This window comes from Bacillus bruguierae (genome assembly GCF_037104725.1).
GTDB classification, from domain to species: Bacteria; Bacillota; Bacilli; order Bacillales; family Bacillaceae_G; genus Bacillus_A; species Bacillus_A bruguierae.
On sequence record NZ_JBAWSX010000010.1, the window covers coordinates 84,301 to 102,654 of the forward strand.

The 18,354-nt window shown below is 36.1% G+C and carries 15 protein-coding genes, 3 pseudogenes and 1 other annotated feature; of the genes and pseudogenes, 14 read left to right on the forward strand and 4 right to left on the reverse strand.

Going from position 1 to position 18,354, the window contains the following annotated elements; translation table 11 throughout:
* Positions 1-68 precede the first annotated feature (68 nt).
* Positions 69-1,373 (reverse strand): preprotein translocase subunit SecY, encoded by a 1,305-nt coding sequence (gene secY / locus WAZ07_RS16660; RefSeq protein ID WP_336473441.1) that lies wholly within the window; start codon positions 1,371-1,373, stop codon positions 69-71.
* Between the two features lie 306 nt (positions 1,374-1,679).
* Here secY and WAZ07_RS16665 point away from each other — a divergent pair, with 306 nt between their 5' ends.
* The 4 genes from WAZ07_RS16665 to WAZ07_RS16680 all read left to right on the forward strand — a co-directional run bounded on the left by WAZ07_RS16665 (position 1,680) and on the right by WAZ07_RS16680 (position 7,124).
* On the forward strand, positions 1,680-3,149 hold the full coding sequence (locus WAZ07_RS16665) for an amidase family protein (protein WP_336473359.1): 1,470 nt from the start codon (positions 1,680-1,682) through the stop codon (positions 3,147-3,149).
* A gap of 70 nt (positions 3,150-3,219) precedes the next feature.
* Entirely contained in the window at positions 3,220-4,437 is a 1,218-nt protein-coding gene (locus WAZ07_RS16670) for a MerR family transcriptional regulator (protein ID WP_336473360.1), read from the forward strand.
* Between the two features lie 119 nt (positions 4,438-4,556).
* Positions 4,557-5,852: an MFS transporter gene (locus WAZ07_RS16675; RefSeq protein ID WP_336473361.1), complete on the forward strand. Its 1,296-nt coding sequence runs from the start codon at positions 4,557-4,559 to the stop codon at positions 5,850-5,852.
* A gap of 144 nt (positions 5,853-5,996) precedes the next feature.
* Positions 5,997-7,124: an NAD(P)/FAD-dependent oxidoreductase gene (locus WAZ07_RS16680; protein ID WP_336473362.1), complete on the forward strand. Its 1,128-nt coding sequence runs from the start codon at positions 5,997-5,999 to the stop codon at positions 7,122-7,124.
* A 294-nt stretch (positions 7,125-7,418) separates the two neighbouring features.
* On the opposite strand, the pseudogene WAZ07_RS16685 reads toward WAZ07_RS16680, so the two are convergent.
* Positions 7,419-7,788: pseudogene (locus tag WAZ07_RS16685) on the reverse strand (IS4 family transposase); the annotation flags it as partial.
* A gap of 171 nt (positions 7,789-7,959) precedes the next feature.
* Between WAZ07_RS16685 and WAZ07_RS16690 the strand changes: the two are divergent.
* The 3 genes and pseudogenes from WAZ07_RS16690 to WAZ07_RS16700 all read left to right on the forward strand — a co-directional run bounded on the left by WAZ07_RS16690 (position 7,960) and on the right by WAZ07_RS16700 (position 10,103).
* Positions 7,960-8,469, forward strand: a complete 510-nt coding sequence (locus tag WAZ07_RS16690) for a MepB family protein (protein WP_336473363.1) — start codon at positions 7,960-7,962, stop codon at positions 8,467-8,469.
* A 252-nt stretch (positions 8,470-8,721) separates the two neighbouring features.
* Positions 8,722-9,000: pseudogene (locus WAZ07_RS16695) on the forward strand (nucleotide excision repair endonuclease); the annotation flags it as partial.
* A gap of 149 nt (positions 9,001-9,149) precedes the next feature.
* The gene (locus WAZ07_RS16700) at positions 9,150-10,103 is read left to right on the forward strand and encodes a TRM11 family SAM-dependent methyltransferase (protein ID WP_336473364.1); all 954 of its coding nucleotides are present in this window, start codon (positions 9,150-9,152) and stop codon (positions 10,101-10,103) included.
* Between the two features lie 425 nt (positions 10,104-10,528).
* Here the strand turns inward: WAZ07_RS16700 and proC are convergent, their stop codons facing one another.
* Positions 10,529-11,347: a pyrroline-5-carboxylate reductase gene (gene proC, locus WAZ07_RS16705; RefSeq protein ID WP_336473365.1), complete on the reverse strand. Its 819-nt coding sequence runs from the start codon at positions 11,345-11,347 to the stop codon at positions 10,529-10,531.
* A 274-nt stretch (positions 11,348-11,621) separates the two neighbouring features.
* Positions 11,622-11,832: a binding site (T-box leader), on the forward strand.
* 159 nt (positions 11,833-11,991) lie between these two features.
* Here proC and proB point away from each other — a divergent pair.
* The 4 genes from proB to WAZ07_RS16730 all read left to right on the forward strand — a co-directional run bounded on the left by proB (position 11,992) and on the right by WAZ07_RS16730 (position 15,569).
* A complete protein-coding gene (gene proB / locus WAZ07_RS16710; RefSeq protein ID WP_336473366.1) occupies positions 11,992-13,095 on the forward strand; it encodes a glutamate 5-kinase in 1,104 nt (367 codons plus the stop codon).
* Between the two features lie 190 nt (positions 13,096-13,285).
* Positions 13,286-14,533 (forward strand): glutamate-5-semialdehyde dehydrogenase, encoded by a 1,248-nt coding sequence (locus WAZ07_RS16715; protein WP_336473367.1) that lies wholly within the window; start codon positions 13,286-13,288, stop codon positions 14,531-14,533.
* A 286-nt stretch (positions 14,534-14,819) separates the two neighbouring features.
* On the forward strand, positions 14,820-14,945 hold the full coding sequence (locus WAZ07_RS16720; RefSeq protein ID WP_280141378.1) for a hypothetical protein: 126 nt from the start codon (positions 14,820-14,822) through the stop codon (positions 14,943-14,945).
* 249 nt (positions 14,946-15,194) lie between these two features.
* The gene (locus WAZ07_RS16730) at positions 15,195-15,569 is read left to right on the forward strand and encodes a nucleotide excision repair endonuclease (protein WP_336473368.1); all 375 of its coding nucleotides are present in this window, start codon (positions 15,195-15,197) and stop codon (positions 15,567-15,569) included.
* 67 nt (positions 15,570-15,636) lie between these two features.
* Here the strand turns inward: WAZ07_RS16730 and WAZ07_RS26285 are convergent.
* Positions 15,637-15,699, reverse strand: a pseudogene (locus tag WAZ07_RS26285) (VOC family protein); the annotation flags it as partial.
* Between the two features lie 177 nt (positions 15,700-15,876).
* Here WAZ07_RS26285 and WAZ07_RS16735 point away from each other — a divergent pair.
* The 3 genes from WAZ07_RS16735 (at position 15,877) to WAZ07_RS16745 (ending at position 18,290) form a co-directional block, all read left to right on the forward strand.
* Positions 15,877-16,656: an undecaprenyl-diphosphate phosphatase gene (locus WAZ07_RS16735; RefSeq protein ID WP_336473369.1), complete on the forward strand. Its 780-nt coding sequence runs from the start codon at positions 15,877-15,879 to the stop codon at positions 16,654-16,656.
* 11 nt (positions 16,657-16,667) lie between these two features.
* Positions 16,668-16,832, forward strand: a complete 165-nt coding sequence (locus WAZ07_RS16740) for a hypothetical protein (protein WP_170857705.1) — start codon at positions 16,668-16,670, stop codon at positions 16,830-16,832.
* Between the two features lie 138 nt (positions 16,833-16,970).
* Complete coding sequence (locus tag WAZ07_RS16745) at positions 16,971-18,290, forward strand: NAD(P)/FAD-dependent oxidoreductase (RefSeq protein ID WP_336473442.1); 1,320 nt, start codon at positions 16,971-16,973, stop codon at positions 18,288-18,290.
* The last annotated feature ends 64 nt before the right edge of the window (positions 18,291-18,354 follow it).

The window sequence follows — 18,354 nt, forward strand, 5'->3', positions numbered from 1 at the left end:
TACGAAAAACCCCTCTTATATATCGATGTTTTTACGATATATAAGAGGGGTTTGTATAAAATAAAATGTTAATTCACTTTCTTAATAAATCCTTTATAGTGACGTTTCACAAGCTGGCTTTCTAACGTTTTCATCGTTTCTAACGCGACACCGACAATAATGAGTAAGCTTGTCCCGCCAATTTGAGCGGAAGCTGGTAAATCAGAAATTTTTGTGAATATAATCGGTAAAATAGAGATTGCCCCTAAAAAGATTGCTCCGATAAAAGTTAAACGATATAAGATTTTTGTTACGTATTTCTCTGTCATTATCCCTGGTCGAATACCTGGAACATACCCGTTTTGTTTCTTCAAGTTTTCAGCCATTTGTTCAGGGTTTACTTGAACGAAGGCATAAAAGTATGTAAATGCAATAATGAGTCCAAGGTATAAACACATTCCAACTGGGTGTGAATAATCCAAATTTGTATTGATCCATTTGGACACCGCAGAGCTTGGAAACAGCTGCGCGATTGTTCGCGGCGTCATTAAAAATGCGGAAGCAAAGATAACAGGAATGACACCTGCACTATTTACCTTAAGAGGTAAGTGTGTATTTTTTGCTCCTTGATACGGATTGTTCCCAGTAGAAGCTTTTGCATATTGAATAGGAATTTTCCGATTTGCTTGTTGAATATAAATAACACCAACGATGATTGCTAAAATAACCAAAATAATTAATGCGATTTTTATAATATGCATAAAGAGTTGATCTCCAGCATTATGAATTTGTTGTAAGTATATTTGATTCATAATACTTGGAATTCCTGCCACAAGTCCTGCAAAAATAATAATTGAAATTCCGTTGCCTACTCCATTTGCAGTGATTTGTTCACCTAACCACATTAAAAACGCAGTACCAGCAGTTAATACGGTAGCAATTAATAAGTAGGTTTTTAGGCCTGGATCAGTTATTAATTGTCCACCTGCCATATTGTTAAAGCCAATAGACATTCCTATCGACTGAATGAATGCAAGAACAATTGTAAAGTAGCGGGTAAATTGAGCGGATTTTTTACGGCCCATTTCACCTTGCTTTGCCCACTCTGCAAATTTAGGAACGACATCCATCTGTAATAACTGCACGATGATGGAAGCTGTAATATACGGTGTGATGCCTACTGCAAAAATTGAAAAGTTTTGTAAGGCACCTCCGCCAAATACATTAAGCATTCCTAAAATATTTGTTTGATCTTGTAGTTTTAATACCTCAGCATTAGTATGAGGAACTGGAATGAATGTGCCAATCCGAAAAACGATTAACATCGCTAAAGTAAAAAGGATTTTGCTTCTGATCTCAGCTACTCTCATAAAGTTTGAAATTGTACGAAACATCATGTCGCCTCCTATATGTTTACTAATTATGTAAAGTAAAACTAGTTTTTATATCCTCACGTATAAACTGCAAACCTCCTTCCGAATAAAATTCATTATGACAAATGGATTTTCAAACAGTTTACGGATATAAAATAGAGCGATGTTTATGTTTTCGTAACAACTCAATAACCATAATATAACTATAAAATAAATATTTGTACAGAGGTAAGAATAAAAAGAATAAGTACATACAAGGGAATTTTGCTAGATTATAGGTAATTCGAATTGTTATAATATTCTCAAAAAAACAAAGGGGTTCACGATATGGAATTTCAATTACCTAACATAGACGGAGAAGAATTAACAATTACAATGATTCAAGAAGCGATGGAAACGGGTAAGTTAACAGCAAAAGACCTTGTTATGTATTATTTGTATCGAATCGCAAAGTATGATAAAGCCGGTCCTAATATAAACGCTATACTTGAAATGAATCCGGATGCTATTTTTCTTGCTGAATCATTGGATTATGAGCGAAAGAAAAAAGGAAAACGAGGGCCTCTTCATGGGATTCCAATTTTATTGAAAGATAATATAGAAACAGGAGATAAAATGCATACAAGTGCTGGTATGCTTGCTTTAGAAAACCATGTGAGTCAAAAAGATGCGTTTCTAGTGAAAAAGCTTCGAGACGCAGGAGCTATTATTTTAGGGAAAACGAATATGACAGAATTAGCAAATGGCATGTCGTTAAAAATGTGGGCTGGATATAGTGCAAGAGGAGGGCAAACTTTGAATCCTTATGGTCCTGAAGAATTTTTTGTAGGTGGGTCCAGTTCTGGTTCCGCTGCTGCAGTTACTGCAAACTTTACAGTATTATCAGTTGGTACAGAGACAGATGCCTCTATCTTAAGTCCAGCAATACAAAACTCTGTAGTTGGCATCAAACCGACTGTTGGACTGATTAGTAGATCGGGCATCATTCCGTTTACGTATTCACAAGATACTGCAGGGCCCATTGCTCGAACTGTAGAAGATGCTGCGCTTTTATTAAGTGTACTGAGTGGCAAAGATGAACTAGACCCAGCGACTTATCGTTGTGAAGAAAATGTTGTACAAGATTATACGGCATATTTAGATAAGAGTGGATTAAAGGGAGCGCGCATTGGTGTGTTTCAGCAGGTTGCTGAAGAAAATTTTCTACCAGGTGAGTTCGATGAACATTTATTCTCTAAAGTGATTCACATTTTGAAAGGAGCTGGGGCAGAAGTCATAGAGAATATTGAAATCCCTTCTTTCAATAGGAAATGGAGTTATGAAGTGCCAACTTATGAGATAAAACATAGTTTAGGAAATTATCTATATCAACTACCATCACATGTTCCTGTTCATAATGATCACGAATTAATAGAATTTAATAATAAACTTAGTGATAAAGCATTAAAGTACGGACAAAATATGCTTGAATATAGAGAGTCTCTACCAAATACATTAAGTAATTCGGAGTACATAATGGCGAAATTAGAAGATCTTTATTATTCACAAAATGAAGGAATAGATTTTGCGCTTCAAACATATAACCTGGATGCCATTTTATTCCCGGCCTATGTAGGGTCTACTCTTTCTGCAAAAGCAGGTTATCCATCAATTGCTTTACCAGCAGGATATATGGAAAACGGGCGTCCATTTGGCATTACTTTTGCGGGACCTGCATTTAGTGAGGGAACTTTAATTAAGATTGGTTACGCTTTTGAGCAAGTGACAAAATTTCGGAAACCTCCTAGTTCACTATAGAAAGTATAGTTGTTTTTGACGTAAGAAAAGAAGGACTCATGAATAAAAAATATGTACGGGTAGTGATATAGTGAAGATTGGTAAATTTGGAGAAGTAAATAAACTGAGTATCGATACAATAAGACATTATATGGATCTAGGGTTGATTGTGCCTGAAAAGAAGGGAGGGCATTATTTTTTTGATGAGCGCTGTCAAAACGTTTTAGAGCTTATTTTAGAATTTAAGGAGATGGGCTTTAGTTTAAACGAGATTAAAAAAATTTTTCTGTATAAAAATTTTGGTGAATTAACGGATTATGAACATGATACGTCCTATCAATCTTTATTTATGGATAAATATGAGCAGGTTGGGCAGGAAATAAATAATTTAGTAGAAATAAAGGAAAAGCTAAAGACGAAATTAGATGCGTTATCAGCAAAATCGAAAGGTTCAAGCTGGAGGATTGGGATTGATTTAAAAGTACTCGATATGCTGAAATGTTTAAAATGTAGTGCAAAGCTTATTCTTCAAGATGGGATCATTAATCGCAATCAAATTATGGAGGGAAAATTAACTTGCAATTGTGGAGAAGAATACCTTGTTGAATCAGGTATTTTAAAGGTTGGTAATTCATTTCAAGCGGCTTCGGGGCCCCATCATGAAGAATTTATTCTTGAATATATTCATGTAACTGATCCAACTTATTTGGAAAATATCCGTAAAGTTGGAGAATGGTTAAGGAGGAAACTTGGTCAATTAAACTTAAACGATAAAGTAGTACTTGAGCTAGGATCCGGAGTTGGCTTTTTTCTGCGAAATATTTTTCGGGAATTACCGGAAAATTGCTTGTATATTGCTGTTGATCGCAACTTAGAGAGGCATCGGTTTTTAAAAGGGGTATTAGAGAGATCTGGTGTCAAAAGAAACATTCTCTTTATTTGCGCTGACTTTTTAGATATACCTATACAGGAATACTCTGTCGATATCGTGATGGATCATTCGGGTACTAGTAATTATAGCTTTGAACATGAGGCGTTTTTGCTTCGTGAAGTGGATTCTCTTTTTAAGCCTGATTGTTACTTATTGGGATCGTTTATTGCTTTTAAAAACTTTAGCGCCAATAGCAAAATTGAAGCTAGATTCAGAGATAACTTTATAGCTAAAAGGATTAAGGAAAACATCAACACTTTAAATTATATTTCTATTGAAGAAAGGGCTTCCGAATATATTGATAGAGGTGGAAAGTACGAAAATTTCTTTGTGCAAGGTGAAGAAATTTATTCATATTCATTTTTTGGCAAAAGATAGGGTTAACCCTATCTTTTTTTCATTTCCCCCTGAAAATTTGTGGATTTCACGTATTGATATCGGGTTCACCCGGCAGCTTAAACTTTATTGTATAAAAAGTTAAGCGAGGTGGAGTATTTATGGAAGCATTACAAATGAATATAAGTAACGAAAAGAGCAAAAAAGAAATAAAAAACCTAGTCCTCTATTCTACAGGAAAGACTGTGTCAATATTTGGTACAGCTATTTATAATTTTGCGTTAGGATTATACGTTTTAAAGCAGACGGGTTCAGCGTTAAGCTTTGCAATTACTCTTATATTAGGATTTATTCCAATGATTATCATCAATCCGTTTGCTGGGGTGATTGTAGATAAAGTCAATAAAAAGAAGTTAGTTGTATTTATGGATCTTCTGAGCGGAATTTTGTTAGTTTCTGTTTATATATTTTGTATGAAATATGAATTGAATTTACTCATCATTTATGCCACTACCTTCCTTTTAACGGTGTTTACTACTTTCTTTGGAATAGGTTTAGAAGCTGCGAAGCCAAACATTGTATCTGAAAAGATGTTGATGAATATTAATTCTATTAGTAAAATAATCGACTCAATCTCTTCAATTATGGGACCTATGTTAGGCGGGATTGTTTTTGCAATCTTTGATATGAAAACTTTTATTATTATAAATGGAATTTCTTTTATCCTTTCCGGATTATCAATGATGTTTATTCATTTCAAGCTTTTCAATCATCAATCAAATGATGAGCATTCAGATGAAAAAATTCATTTAATTAGAGATATGAAAGAGGGATTTAACTATTTATTCGAAAGAAAGAGTATTAAGAGCATGTTTATGATCTTAATATTAATTAATTTCTTTCTCGGTTTTGCTGTGACTGTTCCATTACCATATATGATCAATACAGTTTTAAAGCTAGGTTCAAAAGAGTTTGGTATGATCCAAGGGGCCTTTCCAGTGGGGATGATTTTAGGGGCTTTATTGGTAAAGAAAATCACAGAAAGAATTTCATATTCTATTCTTGTAAAATATTTAAGTTTTGCTTTATCGATTTTTATGATTTTATTAGGAGTTCCAGTTTTGTTGAAAAGTTTACAATTGAACTCCATCGTTTACACCTGTTATTTCATTGCTGTCATGTTCTTGTTTGGAGTAGTCATAGCGCTAATTGACATCCCTCTGTCTTATTTTATGCAAAAAGAGATTCCAGATGAATATAGAGGTAGGGTACTAAGCATTGGCATTACTATCGCAAAAATAATGCTTCCTATGGCGATGATATCATCAGGATCTCTATTAAATATCCTTCCTTCTTATGTCATGCCTGTTGCAGGAGGAATATTATTTTTTCTATTTAATATTGGTTCGTCAAATAAGTTGAACTTTGAATTGACTTCCAAAAATATAAGTACTTAATTTGTTAAGCGGCGTTATAGTTGAAAAAAACTCTCCTTCCAGTATACTGAATAAAGAAATTCACCTTAAAGGTAAAGAGATGTGTTTAATCATTTATAGATCAAATTTCTAGAATAAAGATTTAAAAAGGGAAAGGTGTTAGAAATGAAAACGTATATTGTAGTTGGAGCTGGGATTCTCGGAGCATCTACTGCTTATCATCTTGCAAAAGCAGGAGTTCGTGTTACATTGGTAGATCGTCAAGATTTAGGACAGGCGACGGATGCAGCAGCTGGGATTGTCTGTCCTTGGCTGTCACAGCGCCGGAACCAAGCTTGGTATCAAATGGCGAAAGGCGGAGCTCGTTACTATGCTTCTTTAATTGAACAATTAGAAGCAGATGGCGAAATAGATACTGGTTATAAACGTGTAGGTGCGATTAGTCTCCATACAGAAGAGAAAAAATTAGATCAGATGGAGGAGCGAGCGTATAAACGACGCGAGGATGCTCCGGAAATTGGTGAAATTACACGTTTATCGCCAGCTGAAACGAAAAAGCTTTTTCCGCCATTATCAGAAGAGTATAGTGCTGTACATATTAGCGGTGCTGCGCGTGTGAACGGTAGAGCACTTCGTCAGGCTCTTGTGAACGCTGCAAAGAAACATGGTGCTGTATATAGGAATGGAAATGCATCATTAGTACATGAAGACAATCGTGTTATTGGTGTTGAAGTAGATGGTGAAACTTTAACAGCTGATCAGGTGATTGTAACTGCGGGTGCATGGGCAAATGAATTATTGCAACCACTTGGTGTCAATTTCTTAGTTACATTCCAAAAAGCGCAAATTGTTCATCTTCATGTACAGGACGTGGATACAAACAATTGGCCAGTTGTTATGCCGCCGAATGATCAATATATTCTTGCTTTTGAAGATGGCCGTGTAGTAGTAGGCGCAACACATGAAAATGATACTGGATTTGATTACAGAGTAACAGCCGGTGGATTACATGAAGTATTTGATAAAGCACTATCAGTTGCTCCAGGTTTATCGAATAGTACGATGATGGAAACGAGAGTTGGATATAGGCCGTTTACACCAGGATTCCTTCCGGTAATTGGCGCATTACCTAACTATGAAGGCATACTAGTTGCTAATGGACTTGGAGCTTCTGGGTTAACTGCAGGACCTTATTTAGGTTCTGAGCTTGCGAAACTTGCTCTTGGTGAACAGACAGAACTGGATCTTAGTTATTATGATGTAGCAGGGGCAATTGAACAGCCAAAGAATTAGAGAAATAGTATGTATTACATATAGGGATAGCACTACATGCCCATCAGCCTAAAAAATAAAATAATTCATAACAAAAAAATTTCCTTTCCTACAACTATTTATATGAATTAAGATTTTTTTTGTTGTGAAGAGAAAAGGATTTCTTAGCTTGATGGCCATGGGGGTAGGACCACATTGCTATCAAGTTAAGGGTGCTAAAAAGGTATATGTGAGAGTTATTTTTTTAAAACTTCTACGATTGTACTAAAGATGAGCATAACAAATAAACCTAATACATAGGTGTTTTAAAAAATATTATGCAACTTTGATACTTTGTGACAACGTATAATCATACACAACACCTAAGATATCAAAGACGGTTTTTTTTTCGTACCGGTGAGATTTTCTCTAAAAAATAATATAAGCGCAGTAAAACTTTTAATAATTTATGGATGCCCTTCTGTAATCCTTCATAAAACAATAGATAATAATTCTTTATCATATAGATGGATTTGTATTCACTTAGCTCTTTCTTTTTCTTATCCAATAGTAACTGACGCATTTTGAACATCGTCGATGAACAGAGTAAAATACTAATGAATTGCCCATATAAATGGCATTCTAAACGTTCTTTCTTGATTTCTTTGCACTTGTCAATTTTAAAGAAAGATTTCCATGTTTTGAAAAAAGTTATACCGTTTATAAAAAAGTCGAACCGAAATGTTATTATTTCAGTTTTCCTTCTTCCACAAACGGTTAGTTCAATAGCTTTATTTGGGCATTGCGTTCAAATTAAGATAATATTGATTTGAAAGGCGTTGGAATTAGTAGTATAAAAAATAGGGGATGCAAAGCAATGAATGAATTTTATAATGCGTTAACATATATAAATAAAATGTTTTATGAACCCAGTCACTTAACCATAAAAGCTGTCCGAGAAGAAGCTCAAAATTCAGATTATGGGGCTGGTATATTTCAGCTAAATTCAAAATCGATTAGATTTAGAGTCGCAAAAATAACACCTACCAAGATAGGACAGTTTGTTGCTTTTTGGGAAAAAGATGGGGATAATAAAAACCAAGCCTTTTCATATGAAAAAGCTACTGATTTATTGGTTATCAATACTTTTACTAGAAATAATAATTTTGGACAATTCGTTTTTCCAAAAGAAGTACTTGTAAAACAAAATATCCTTAAAACAGCCACTACAAAAGGAAAAATGGCAATTAGAGTTTACCCTAGCTGGGAAAATCCCACTAGCAAACAAGCTATCGAAATACAGAAATGGCAATTAGAATATTTTGTTGGGATGAACAATACAAATAGTTTACCAATACAAGAACTATTAAAGCTATACTCTAACTAAAATTGGATAGCCCTAAATGTGGTTTTAAAATAAAGTTCGATAATTTAAAACAAAATATTCCATTTCCGTAAACAGGTGCGTTAGTGGAATAAGGAGGATTAAAATAATCAAACTTTTTTATAAAAATTTCATACTTAGTTAAAAAGAGAAACTCCATTTTGATCAATCTTTTTTCAAAATGAAGTTTTTATATTTGCTTTTAAATAAGGATTAAAACACATTTTTTAATCAAACTTTATTGCAAAGCTACAGTTTACTGATTTTTACCTAATTCCTAGAGATAAAGGTGGAATCTTTATGTTTTATAACAACAAGAATGAACTAATGTTTGTTGGTAAGGCAAGAAAGTTAAGACCAAGAATAAAAAAACATTTTGAAGATACTGTATCAGTAATCAAAGACCATAGAGATGAAGTAATCAAAATTGATGTTTGTCTTGTAGAAAACGCGATGGAAAGAGAAATTTATGAAACATATATCGCTAATAAACAAAAGTCGAAATATAATGTAGACAAAGTGTTCTTTAAATAAGTAAAAGCTCATAAAAAGGACTAATAAAATGAGACAACTTTGCCTCGGCTTATTAGTCCTTTTTTACCGCTTGCAACGTTACGTTGCACAATGATACGGATATCATTTGAGAGAAAGAACAATTTGATACGATAAAGGATGGGAATAGATTGGATAATCATAGCCAAACACCGGCGTATATATATACGTATGCATTTCGCGAAGAGGAACGTTCTTTATGTTATATGGAGATGCGCTCACTTTTTGGAACGGAATCGCACTCTAATATATTGAAAAGCACAATCAAAATTGATCCGAGCCGAAGCCCGTTTATTAAAGAACGGATTGACGTAATGTATGAAGGAGATGAACTGCCAGATATTTTGAAGCAGGTCGAACAGATTGATTTGTCTGGATCCACGTTCAAAGTCATCTTCGTTAAAATTAATGATCTTGATAAATCGAAAAAAATAGAATACGGAGAACGCCGCCTTATTGAGCGAGATATCGGCATGCATATTGAAGGTGAAGCCGATGTGCATCATCCAGAGCGTGTATTTGGCATTGTAATCATTGGCGGACGTTGGTACTTCGGAACATATATGGAAAGCGAGGCTGTTTGGTTCCATCACGTGAAAAAACCACGCAGCTATTCTACGTCACTAAGCACACGTGTAGCGAGAGCTGTTGCGAATATCGCTGTGCCAAATCCTGATGGAGTCAAAGCGATCGATCCATGCTGTGGTATTGGAACGGTAGTGGTAGAAGCACTCTCTATGGGCATTGACATCGTTGGCCGTGATATTAACCCGCTTGTCGTAATCGGATCAAGAGAAAACATCGCGCATTTTGGTTTTGAAGGAGACGTAACGGTAGGACCTATCGAAGACATTCAGACAAACTACGATGTAGCAATTATCGATATGCCGTACAATCTATTTACGTGCGCAACACCAGAAGATCAATTCTCGATTTTAAAACATGCGCGCCGTATTGCAAAAAAAGTAGTAGTTGTAACAAGCGAAACAATGGATCACATGATCGAAGAAATTGGATTTGAAATTATAGACCGCTGCGTAACAAGAAAAGGAAACTTTTCTCGGCAAATTCTTGTTTGTGAATAGGGAAGTAAGGGAAGACCAATGGGTGCATTGGTCTTTTTTGTTTACTTCTCATTTTTAAACGTTCATTTTTGTTACGTTGTATATTTGAAAATTAGAAACGCCCTCATCGTTGAATTAGGCCTAGTTCCAGCGTTCCTGTAACCAGGGGAAAAGTATTTATTGAGAACACAGTGTTTTAGTGGTTAGCCCGACTTAATTCTTAGGAAAAACCAATGATTTTACAGTAACAAAAACGATCAGTTTAGATACAGTGTCAATTTGTACTATATGGGTTCCCGCCACATGCCCATCACCTTAAGAATTTTATAACACCCCAAAACAAAAAAATTGTACATTTTCACATGAAGATGTCAATTATCTCGTTTTGGAGGTATTTGTATTTCTTAGCTTGATAGCGATGTTATTTTACCTCTAAACGTAGTTTCTTACTTATTAGTTAGACTGGATATTTCAACAGATTTTTGCGTACAACGTTTCATAGCTGAAATGACAGCTGTTCTTAAGCCTTTTTCCTCTAATGTTGCTACAGCTTCTATTGTCGTTCCACCTGGAGAACAAACCATATCTTTAAGTGTGCCTGGATGTATTCCTGTTTCAAGTACCATTTTTGCAGAACCTAATACAGCTTGAGCTGCGAATTTATATGCTTGAGTTCTTGGCATACCATCTAGTACAGCAGCATCTGCCATGGCTTCTATAAACATATATACATATGCTGGAGAAGAACCACTTACAGATGTTACAACATCCATTAATTTTTCATTTACTATCTCTGTTTGGCCAAAACTATTAAATATATTTAGTATGTCTTCTAGATCTTTTTCTGTAACCATTTCATTAGCACATAACGCAGACATTCCTTCTCCAACAAGAGCAGGTGTATTAGGCATTACTCTAACTACTTTTAACCTTTTGCCGAAAGCATTCTCAGTACTCTTAATACTTTTTCCAGCAGCAATAGTCACGACTATTACATCGTTTTTTATCTGCTCTTTTATTTGGTTAATTACTGATGAGTATAGGTCTGGTTTGATTGATAAAATTAAAATATCAGCATTGTTAGCTACTTCATTGTTGTCAGTAGTTGTAGTTATGTCATATTTTTCACTAACATTTTTTAAATTCATGACACTTATATCTGAACAAATTATTTTATCTGAAGACACTATATTTTTGTTAATCATTCCACCTATCATAGCGATACCCATGTTTCCGCATCCGATGAATCCTATTTGTTTGTTCATAATAACTCGCTCTTGCTCCTTTTATTATACATTTTATTGGTTTGAAATTATTATTCTGAAAAAATAATAATTTCCCGTACAGAAGAAATAAACATTATAAACTATATCGAGATTTATATAAAAAAACATTTTAAAAGAGTACATTACTTTTTGCAATACAAAAAATATATAGAAATCACTTATTAACAAGAATTAAACTTGTCATCTTCCTTATTTTCTAAAATATCTCTTGACATAAAAATGCGTTATATTGCATACTATATAAAAATTAAAGTGAACATCGTTGAAGGGAACTAGTACATATGTCTTCTTGCGCAAGAGAGTGGAATCCGCAGGCTGAAAGATTCCTCGTATAGAAATTATCGAACCTATCCCTGAGTCTTAAACGAAAGTTTAGGCGTATGCCTGCGTTACAGGCGACAAGCGGATATAGATTTATATCAATGAAGGTGGTACCGCGGAACAATGACCGTTTCGTCCTTTTTTTAAGGGCGGAGCGGTCTTTTTTATTTGGCTCCTTATTGCGAGTTAGTGAGGGGTTCTTTGCTGCAAATTGCACGTGGTAGAAGAATAGTTTGTTCCATTTGAAAAAAGAAGCAGCACAATTTACAAAAAACTTTTATTTTAGACTAGGAGGTACAAAAGTGAAAAAACAACGAATTGTCGTAAAAATCGGAAGCAGTTCCTTGGCAGCAAATCATGGCGGCATCTCTGGCGAACAGCTTTCAGATCACGTCGCCGCCTTGGCGCGACTGAAGCAGGAAGGGCATGAAATCGTGCTGATTACATCTGGGGCCGTCGCCGCAGGTTTTTCCGCTCTCGGGTATCCCGGCCGGCCTGTGACAATTAAAGGGAAGCAGGCTGCCGCGGCTGTCGGGCAAAGTCTGTTGATGCAGGCGTATACGGAAGAATTCCGCAAATATGGGATTGTTACTGCGCAGCTTCTGCTGACAAGAAGCGATTTTTCTAGAAAAGAACAATACAGCAATGCCTACGCCACTTTATCGGAGCTACTAAACCGCTCTGCTCTTCCTATAATCAATGAAAATGATACTATTTCTTTGGAGGAGCTGACGTTTGGTGATAATGATATGCTGTCAGCTTTAGTAAGCGGGCTTGTTTCGGCGGATATGCTCATGATTTTTACGGATGTGAACGGTTTGTATGACCGGAATCCCCAGAAAAATCCGGACGCGAAAAAGTATTACTTTCTTCCTGCCGTTACGGAAGAAGTCGCCTCTCTTGCTGGAGATGCTGGCTCAAAACTTGGTACAGGCGGCATGAAATCGAAAATCGATGCGGCAAAGACGGCACTATCTCTCGGTGTGAGTGTATTCATCGGAACAGGACGTGGACAGGAAAAGTTTTTAGATGTTTTGAAGGGTAAAGGTGATGGAACGTATATCGGCAATGCGCCTCAAAAAGTGATCAAGATGAACAAGCAATGGATCGCGCTGCATTCGCTTGTCAGCGGACAAATCGAAGTGGATGCTGGAGCAGCCGCTGCCATCATTCAGCGTGGAAAAAGTCTTCTGCCTGCCGGTGTTACCGGTGTGTTTGGGATCTTTCAAGCCGGCGAAGTCGTGGAGGTTATCACAGAGCAAGGACGGGTGATAGGGAAAGGACAGTGCAGATATAGTGCAGAGGAATTGCAGGAGCTAAAAGGTATGCAGAGCCACGACATTCAAGTGCGAGGAGAAAGGCATAGCTATGAGGTCATTCATAGGGATAATTGGGTTTCATTTTAAAAATAGAGAAATGGCTCGTTCAAGTGAAGAACACAGGCTCCTCCGTCCTAGAAGATGCTGTTTTTCTTTTCTCGTTCTAAGCGTCAGATTGATTCAACTAATATCTATGCAGGAGAGTCTTGGATGGTAGTGCCTAGTTGGCCACGTCTCAAATTTTATACTTTTTAATTTTTAAAAGGAGGAAACGAAAATGAATGAAGTGTTGGTAAAGGGACAAATAGCGAAGAAGATTGCGGGAGAGCTTGTGGCCAAATCGACTAATGAAAAAAATAAGGCACTGGCGGCTGTCGCTGAGCAATTGATAGTAGAAACACCTTATATTTTGGAGGAGAACAAACGGGATATCGAACAAGGTAAAGTGAAAGGAATGTCTGCCTCTCTCCTCGACCGCCTCATGCTGAATGAACAGCGTATTATTGATATGACAGAGGGTATCCGGCAGCTGATTGATTTGCACGACCCTGTCGGAGAATGTGTAGCTGCATGGGAACGGCCGAATGGATTGTCTATTCGGGAGATGCGCGTGCCGCTCGGTGTTGTCGGGATGATTTACGAGGCGCGGCCGAACGTGACGGTGGATGCGGCCACAATTTGCTTGAAAACAGGAAACGCAGTGATCTTGCGTGGTAGTTCTTCCGCCGCTTATTCCAACAAAGCCATCGTCGCTGTCATTCATCGTGCGCTCAAACAAACGAGCTTGCCTTCAGAAAACGTACAGCTCATTGAAGACAATTCACGAGACAACGCAAAGCAGCTGTTCACATTGAACGAGTACTTGGATGTTCTTATTCCAAGAGGTGGCAAGCAGTTGATAGATACTGTAGTGAGAGAAGCGTCTGTTCCTGTATTGGAAACAGGTGCGGGAAATTGTCACATTTTCATTGATGAAACAGCGGATAAACAGATGGCATTCGATATTATCGTAAACGCTAAAACACAGCGTCCGTCTGTATGCAATGCTATTGAAACAATTATACTTCATGAGAATTGGGCGCAGCGATTCGGTACCGAGCTGTTTTCTTTCTTGAAGGAAAGAGGAGTGGAGCTGCGCGGAGATAAGAAAGCATTGGCAATTGATTCTTCTCTTGTACGCGCTTCAGAAGAAGACTGGGAAACAGAGTTTTTGTCTCTTACGCTGGCAGTCAGAATCGTTTCCTCTGTTGAAGAAGCGATTCGCCACATCAATGCTTATGGCTCCATGCATTCCGAAGCGATCATTACAGAGAACGAGGAAAATGTCAGCAAGTTTTTCACGTCCGTCGATGCCGCGGCGCTCTATCATAATGCTTCGACCCGCTTTACTGACGGTTTTGAATTTGGCTTCGGTGCAGAAATCGGCATCAGCACGCAAAAGCTGCACGCGCGGGGACCGATGGGGCTATCTGCCTTGACTTCCACAAAATATGTGATTCGTGGGAATGGGCAGATTCGGGGATAAGAAGTAGAAGGACAGATGCAAAGCCCCTTTTATTTTATGAGATGGGACCTGCGGCATCTGGTGAGAATTTGGTTACAGTCGCTTTGTATTCAATTTCTTATTGAGCGAATGGATGAGTTTAGTTAAAGAAGAAAATCAAATCGCATAGCCTATAAAAAAGAAAGCAAACTAAAATCGTGGGTGCCGATAATGAAAAAATATTACTCCGCGATCTTTATATAGCGTATTTATTATGGTTGGCATCCTTGAAGGAATAATTAAATCAAACTACAAGGGTGGTGAAAAAATGGTTAAAAATAAGAATAATCAATTTAAGAATAATAAAAATGCTCTACCAAAAGCAGATGTAGAATTCGCAGGAGAAAATGGACTTGAAAAAATAGCATTAAGAGCTCAAAAAAAATCAAAATAAGTAAACAATACGGGGCAGTAAATCTGTCCCTCAAAATTAACCTGATGTTTTTAAGAGATACTAAAATGAATGTTTCTGAGACCGGAGATTCTATTCATCAAATAATTCGTGAGTTTTCATTGGAAAGAGAGAGCTCTTTTCAATGAAAACTCACATATATTGTATATACATGGGATAACATTATAATGGTTTTTTTTACATAATTGTGATACTATTTTCCTTTACAACAAAAAAAGGACGTGACATATAGTGATCAAAATTGAGATGCCAACACCAGACGTTACGATTACACAGCGCAAACAAGTAATTAAAGGTGATGAACCGATAATTACTCCTATTAATGGATTTATTGATTTTCACCTGATTCCAAGAGATAAAGGCGGCATTTTTATGTTTTATAATAATAATGATGAGCTTCTGTTTGTTGGAAAAGCACGTAAATTACGTCAAAGAATTAAAAAGCATTTTGAAGATAATGTTTCACCAGTGAAAGCATACAGAGATGAAGTATATCGAATTGATGCATGTATCGTAGAAGATCCGATGGAACGAGAAATTTACGAAACATATATTATTAATGATTTGCAAGCGAAATATAATATAGATAAAGTATTTTTCAAATAAAAAATTCTGAAATAAAATGACCTCAGCATAATGCTGAGGTCATTTTATTTGGCATCTATTCACAAAGTTAGTTTTTTGCAAAATTTAGCTGCCAAGAAACGCCATACTTATCTTGAACCCAACTGAATTTTGTACTCTATGGGGAATTTCTTGTGTATGCATTTATATTATTTTTAAGGATTCTTCAGTGTCAATTGTTACTACATTATTGTCATTCAATATGAGAATCTATTAAAAATGAATAATTTCACATAACTAAAAAAATACAAACATATACTGGTACAAGCAAACTTGAAAGGAGACAATCATGAATTGGTTAGAAGCCTTTATTTTAGGAATTATCCAAGGATTAACAGAATTTTTACCAATTAGCAGTACTGGTCATTTGTATTTAGGGAGACACCTTTTTGGTTTAGATGAGGCAGGTCTTTTTTTAGATACGATGCTTCATATAGGGACGTTAGTAGCAGTTTTTATTTATTATAAAAAAGAATTTCTTTATTTAATGAAAAATCCGTTCTCAAAATTAACATATTTATTAATTATCGGAACAATCCCTGCAGTGGTGATCGGTTTATTGTTTAAAGATTTCTTTGAAGAGATTTCAAAAACAGGTATTACAATTGGATGGGAATTCTTGGTGACAGGTTTGTTTTTATATATGGCAGAGAAACAAAAAAGCGGTCGGAAAAAGATGGATGAAATTACATATAAAGACGCATTGATTATCGGTTCTTTCCAAGCAGTTGCGATTTTCCCAGCAATTTCAAGGTCAGGGATGACGATTGTTGCTGCGTTATGGAGAAAGCTAGACCGTGAAACAGCAGCTTATTTTTCATTCTTATTATCGACACCTGCAATTGTTGGAGCAATCATTTTACAGTCATTTGATGTTTTTCAAGGGAAAGCAGAAGCAATTTCTAATACTTCACTTATCGTTGGTACGCTATCTGCAGCGTTCTTTGGATATGTTGCGGTATCCTGGATGATTCAATATTTAAAACATCATTCTCTCAAAACGTTTGCGTATTATGTATGGGCTCTTGGCATTTTAATTCTTACTTTACAATTTACTGGTGTATTTTAAGGAGGAAGACCATGAAAAAATACGAGCAAGCAGTAGGATTATTTTATGGAGGATTTTTTATGTTAGGGCTAGCTGGAGGAGCTTTATTAGAAAAGCCTAACATTGGGATTTTTGTCGGGATTGCTTGTGGATTATTTACACATGCAGTTCTTGTTATGAAAGATAAAAACGAATGAAATCATCGCTGAAAATCAAAATCTTGTATTAGAGTTATAATACAGGATTTTTTTAGTTTGTCATAAGTTGTATTGTTCAAGAGATGTTGCATGAATAGTAAAATAGGTAGAGAATTCAGGGGGGGTAATGTATTGGAGATTGCAATTGCAATTGTAATTGGAGGAAGCATTGCTGGAAAACTTGCTGCAAAGGCTTTATCTCATTCTTTTCAGCAAGTCATCGTTTTAGAAATGGGAGAAGAATGGACAGAAAAGGCACCTAGAAAGAAGATTCCGCAAAGTTATCATCCTCATGTGTTGTTAAAAGGTGGAGAAGAAGCAATTGAAAGATTATTTCCTGGCATTACGCAGCAATTAATTGAAGATGGAGGTATTGTAAATAACTTTACAGGAGATTTAAGGTGGCATCATTTTGGTTTATGGAAGCAACCTTTTGTTGGAGAATTGAAAATGGTCCAACAGAGTCGTCCTATGCTCGAGTGGCATTTGCAAAAGCGGATCAATCAAGTTTCTAATATTAGCACGAAATATGAAACAAAAGTGAAGCAGTTGCTAATAGATCAGCAGCAAAACAAAATTGTCGGAGTAAAAATACAATGTTTGAAAACAGGAAAAGAAGAGGAAGTTCATGCAGATGTAGTCGTTGATGCAAGCGGATTTGGTTCTAAAAATATAGATTGGTTACAAATACATGGTATAGAAGTGGTAGAAGAAAAAGTAAGGATCCAGTTGTTTTATGCAACTAAATTAGTTTGTTTAAAACAAAAAGAACGTCTTGACTGGTGTAATTTACTTGTTTCCCCTAGTTTCCCTGAAAACCCTTATGGTGCATTTATTCAAACCATTGAAGACAATCGTTATTTTATAACGTTTAGTGGTTATGCCGATGAGCGTGCACCACAAACTGACAAAGAATTTCTTGTCTTTGCTCATAAGTTACCTATTCCAGATGTACTTGGTTTTCTTACAAAAACAGAAACGATTACAGATATAAAAATACATAAGATTCCTTACCAAGTGCGGCGGCGTTTTGATTTAACGAGAAATATACCAGAAGGTTTCTTAGTAATTGGAGATGCTCATTGCCGTTTTGACCCTGTGTTTGGACAAGGAATTTCTGTCGCGGCGATGGAAGCAGAAGAATTGCAGCGATGCCTGCAGAAAGGCAGTCCGCTAGAAAAAGGATTCACTAGAAAATTTTATAAGCGAATAGCCAAGATTATTGCCACGCCGTGGGAAATGACGACTACAGAATCACTTCGTCATCCTAAGATTAGAGGGGCTAAACCTTTTATGCAGCCATTTCAACAGTGGTATACGAAAAAAATATATCAACTTTCCGCAAGCAATTCAGAAATTTATATTCGATTAGTACGAGTTATGAATCTCATACGTAGCCCATTACACCTTTTTCATCCAAAAGTATTGTTTGCTGTATTTACGAGCCGAAGAAAATAGTCGTTCCCCAGCAGGATTTTATGACAAAATAGCAAAATGTATATAGTTGATAAATTTTTCAAAA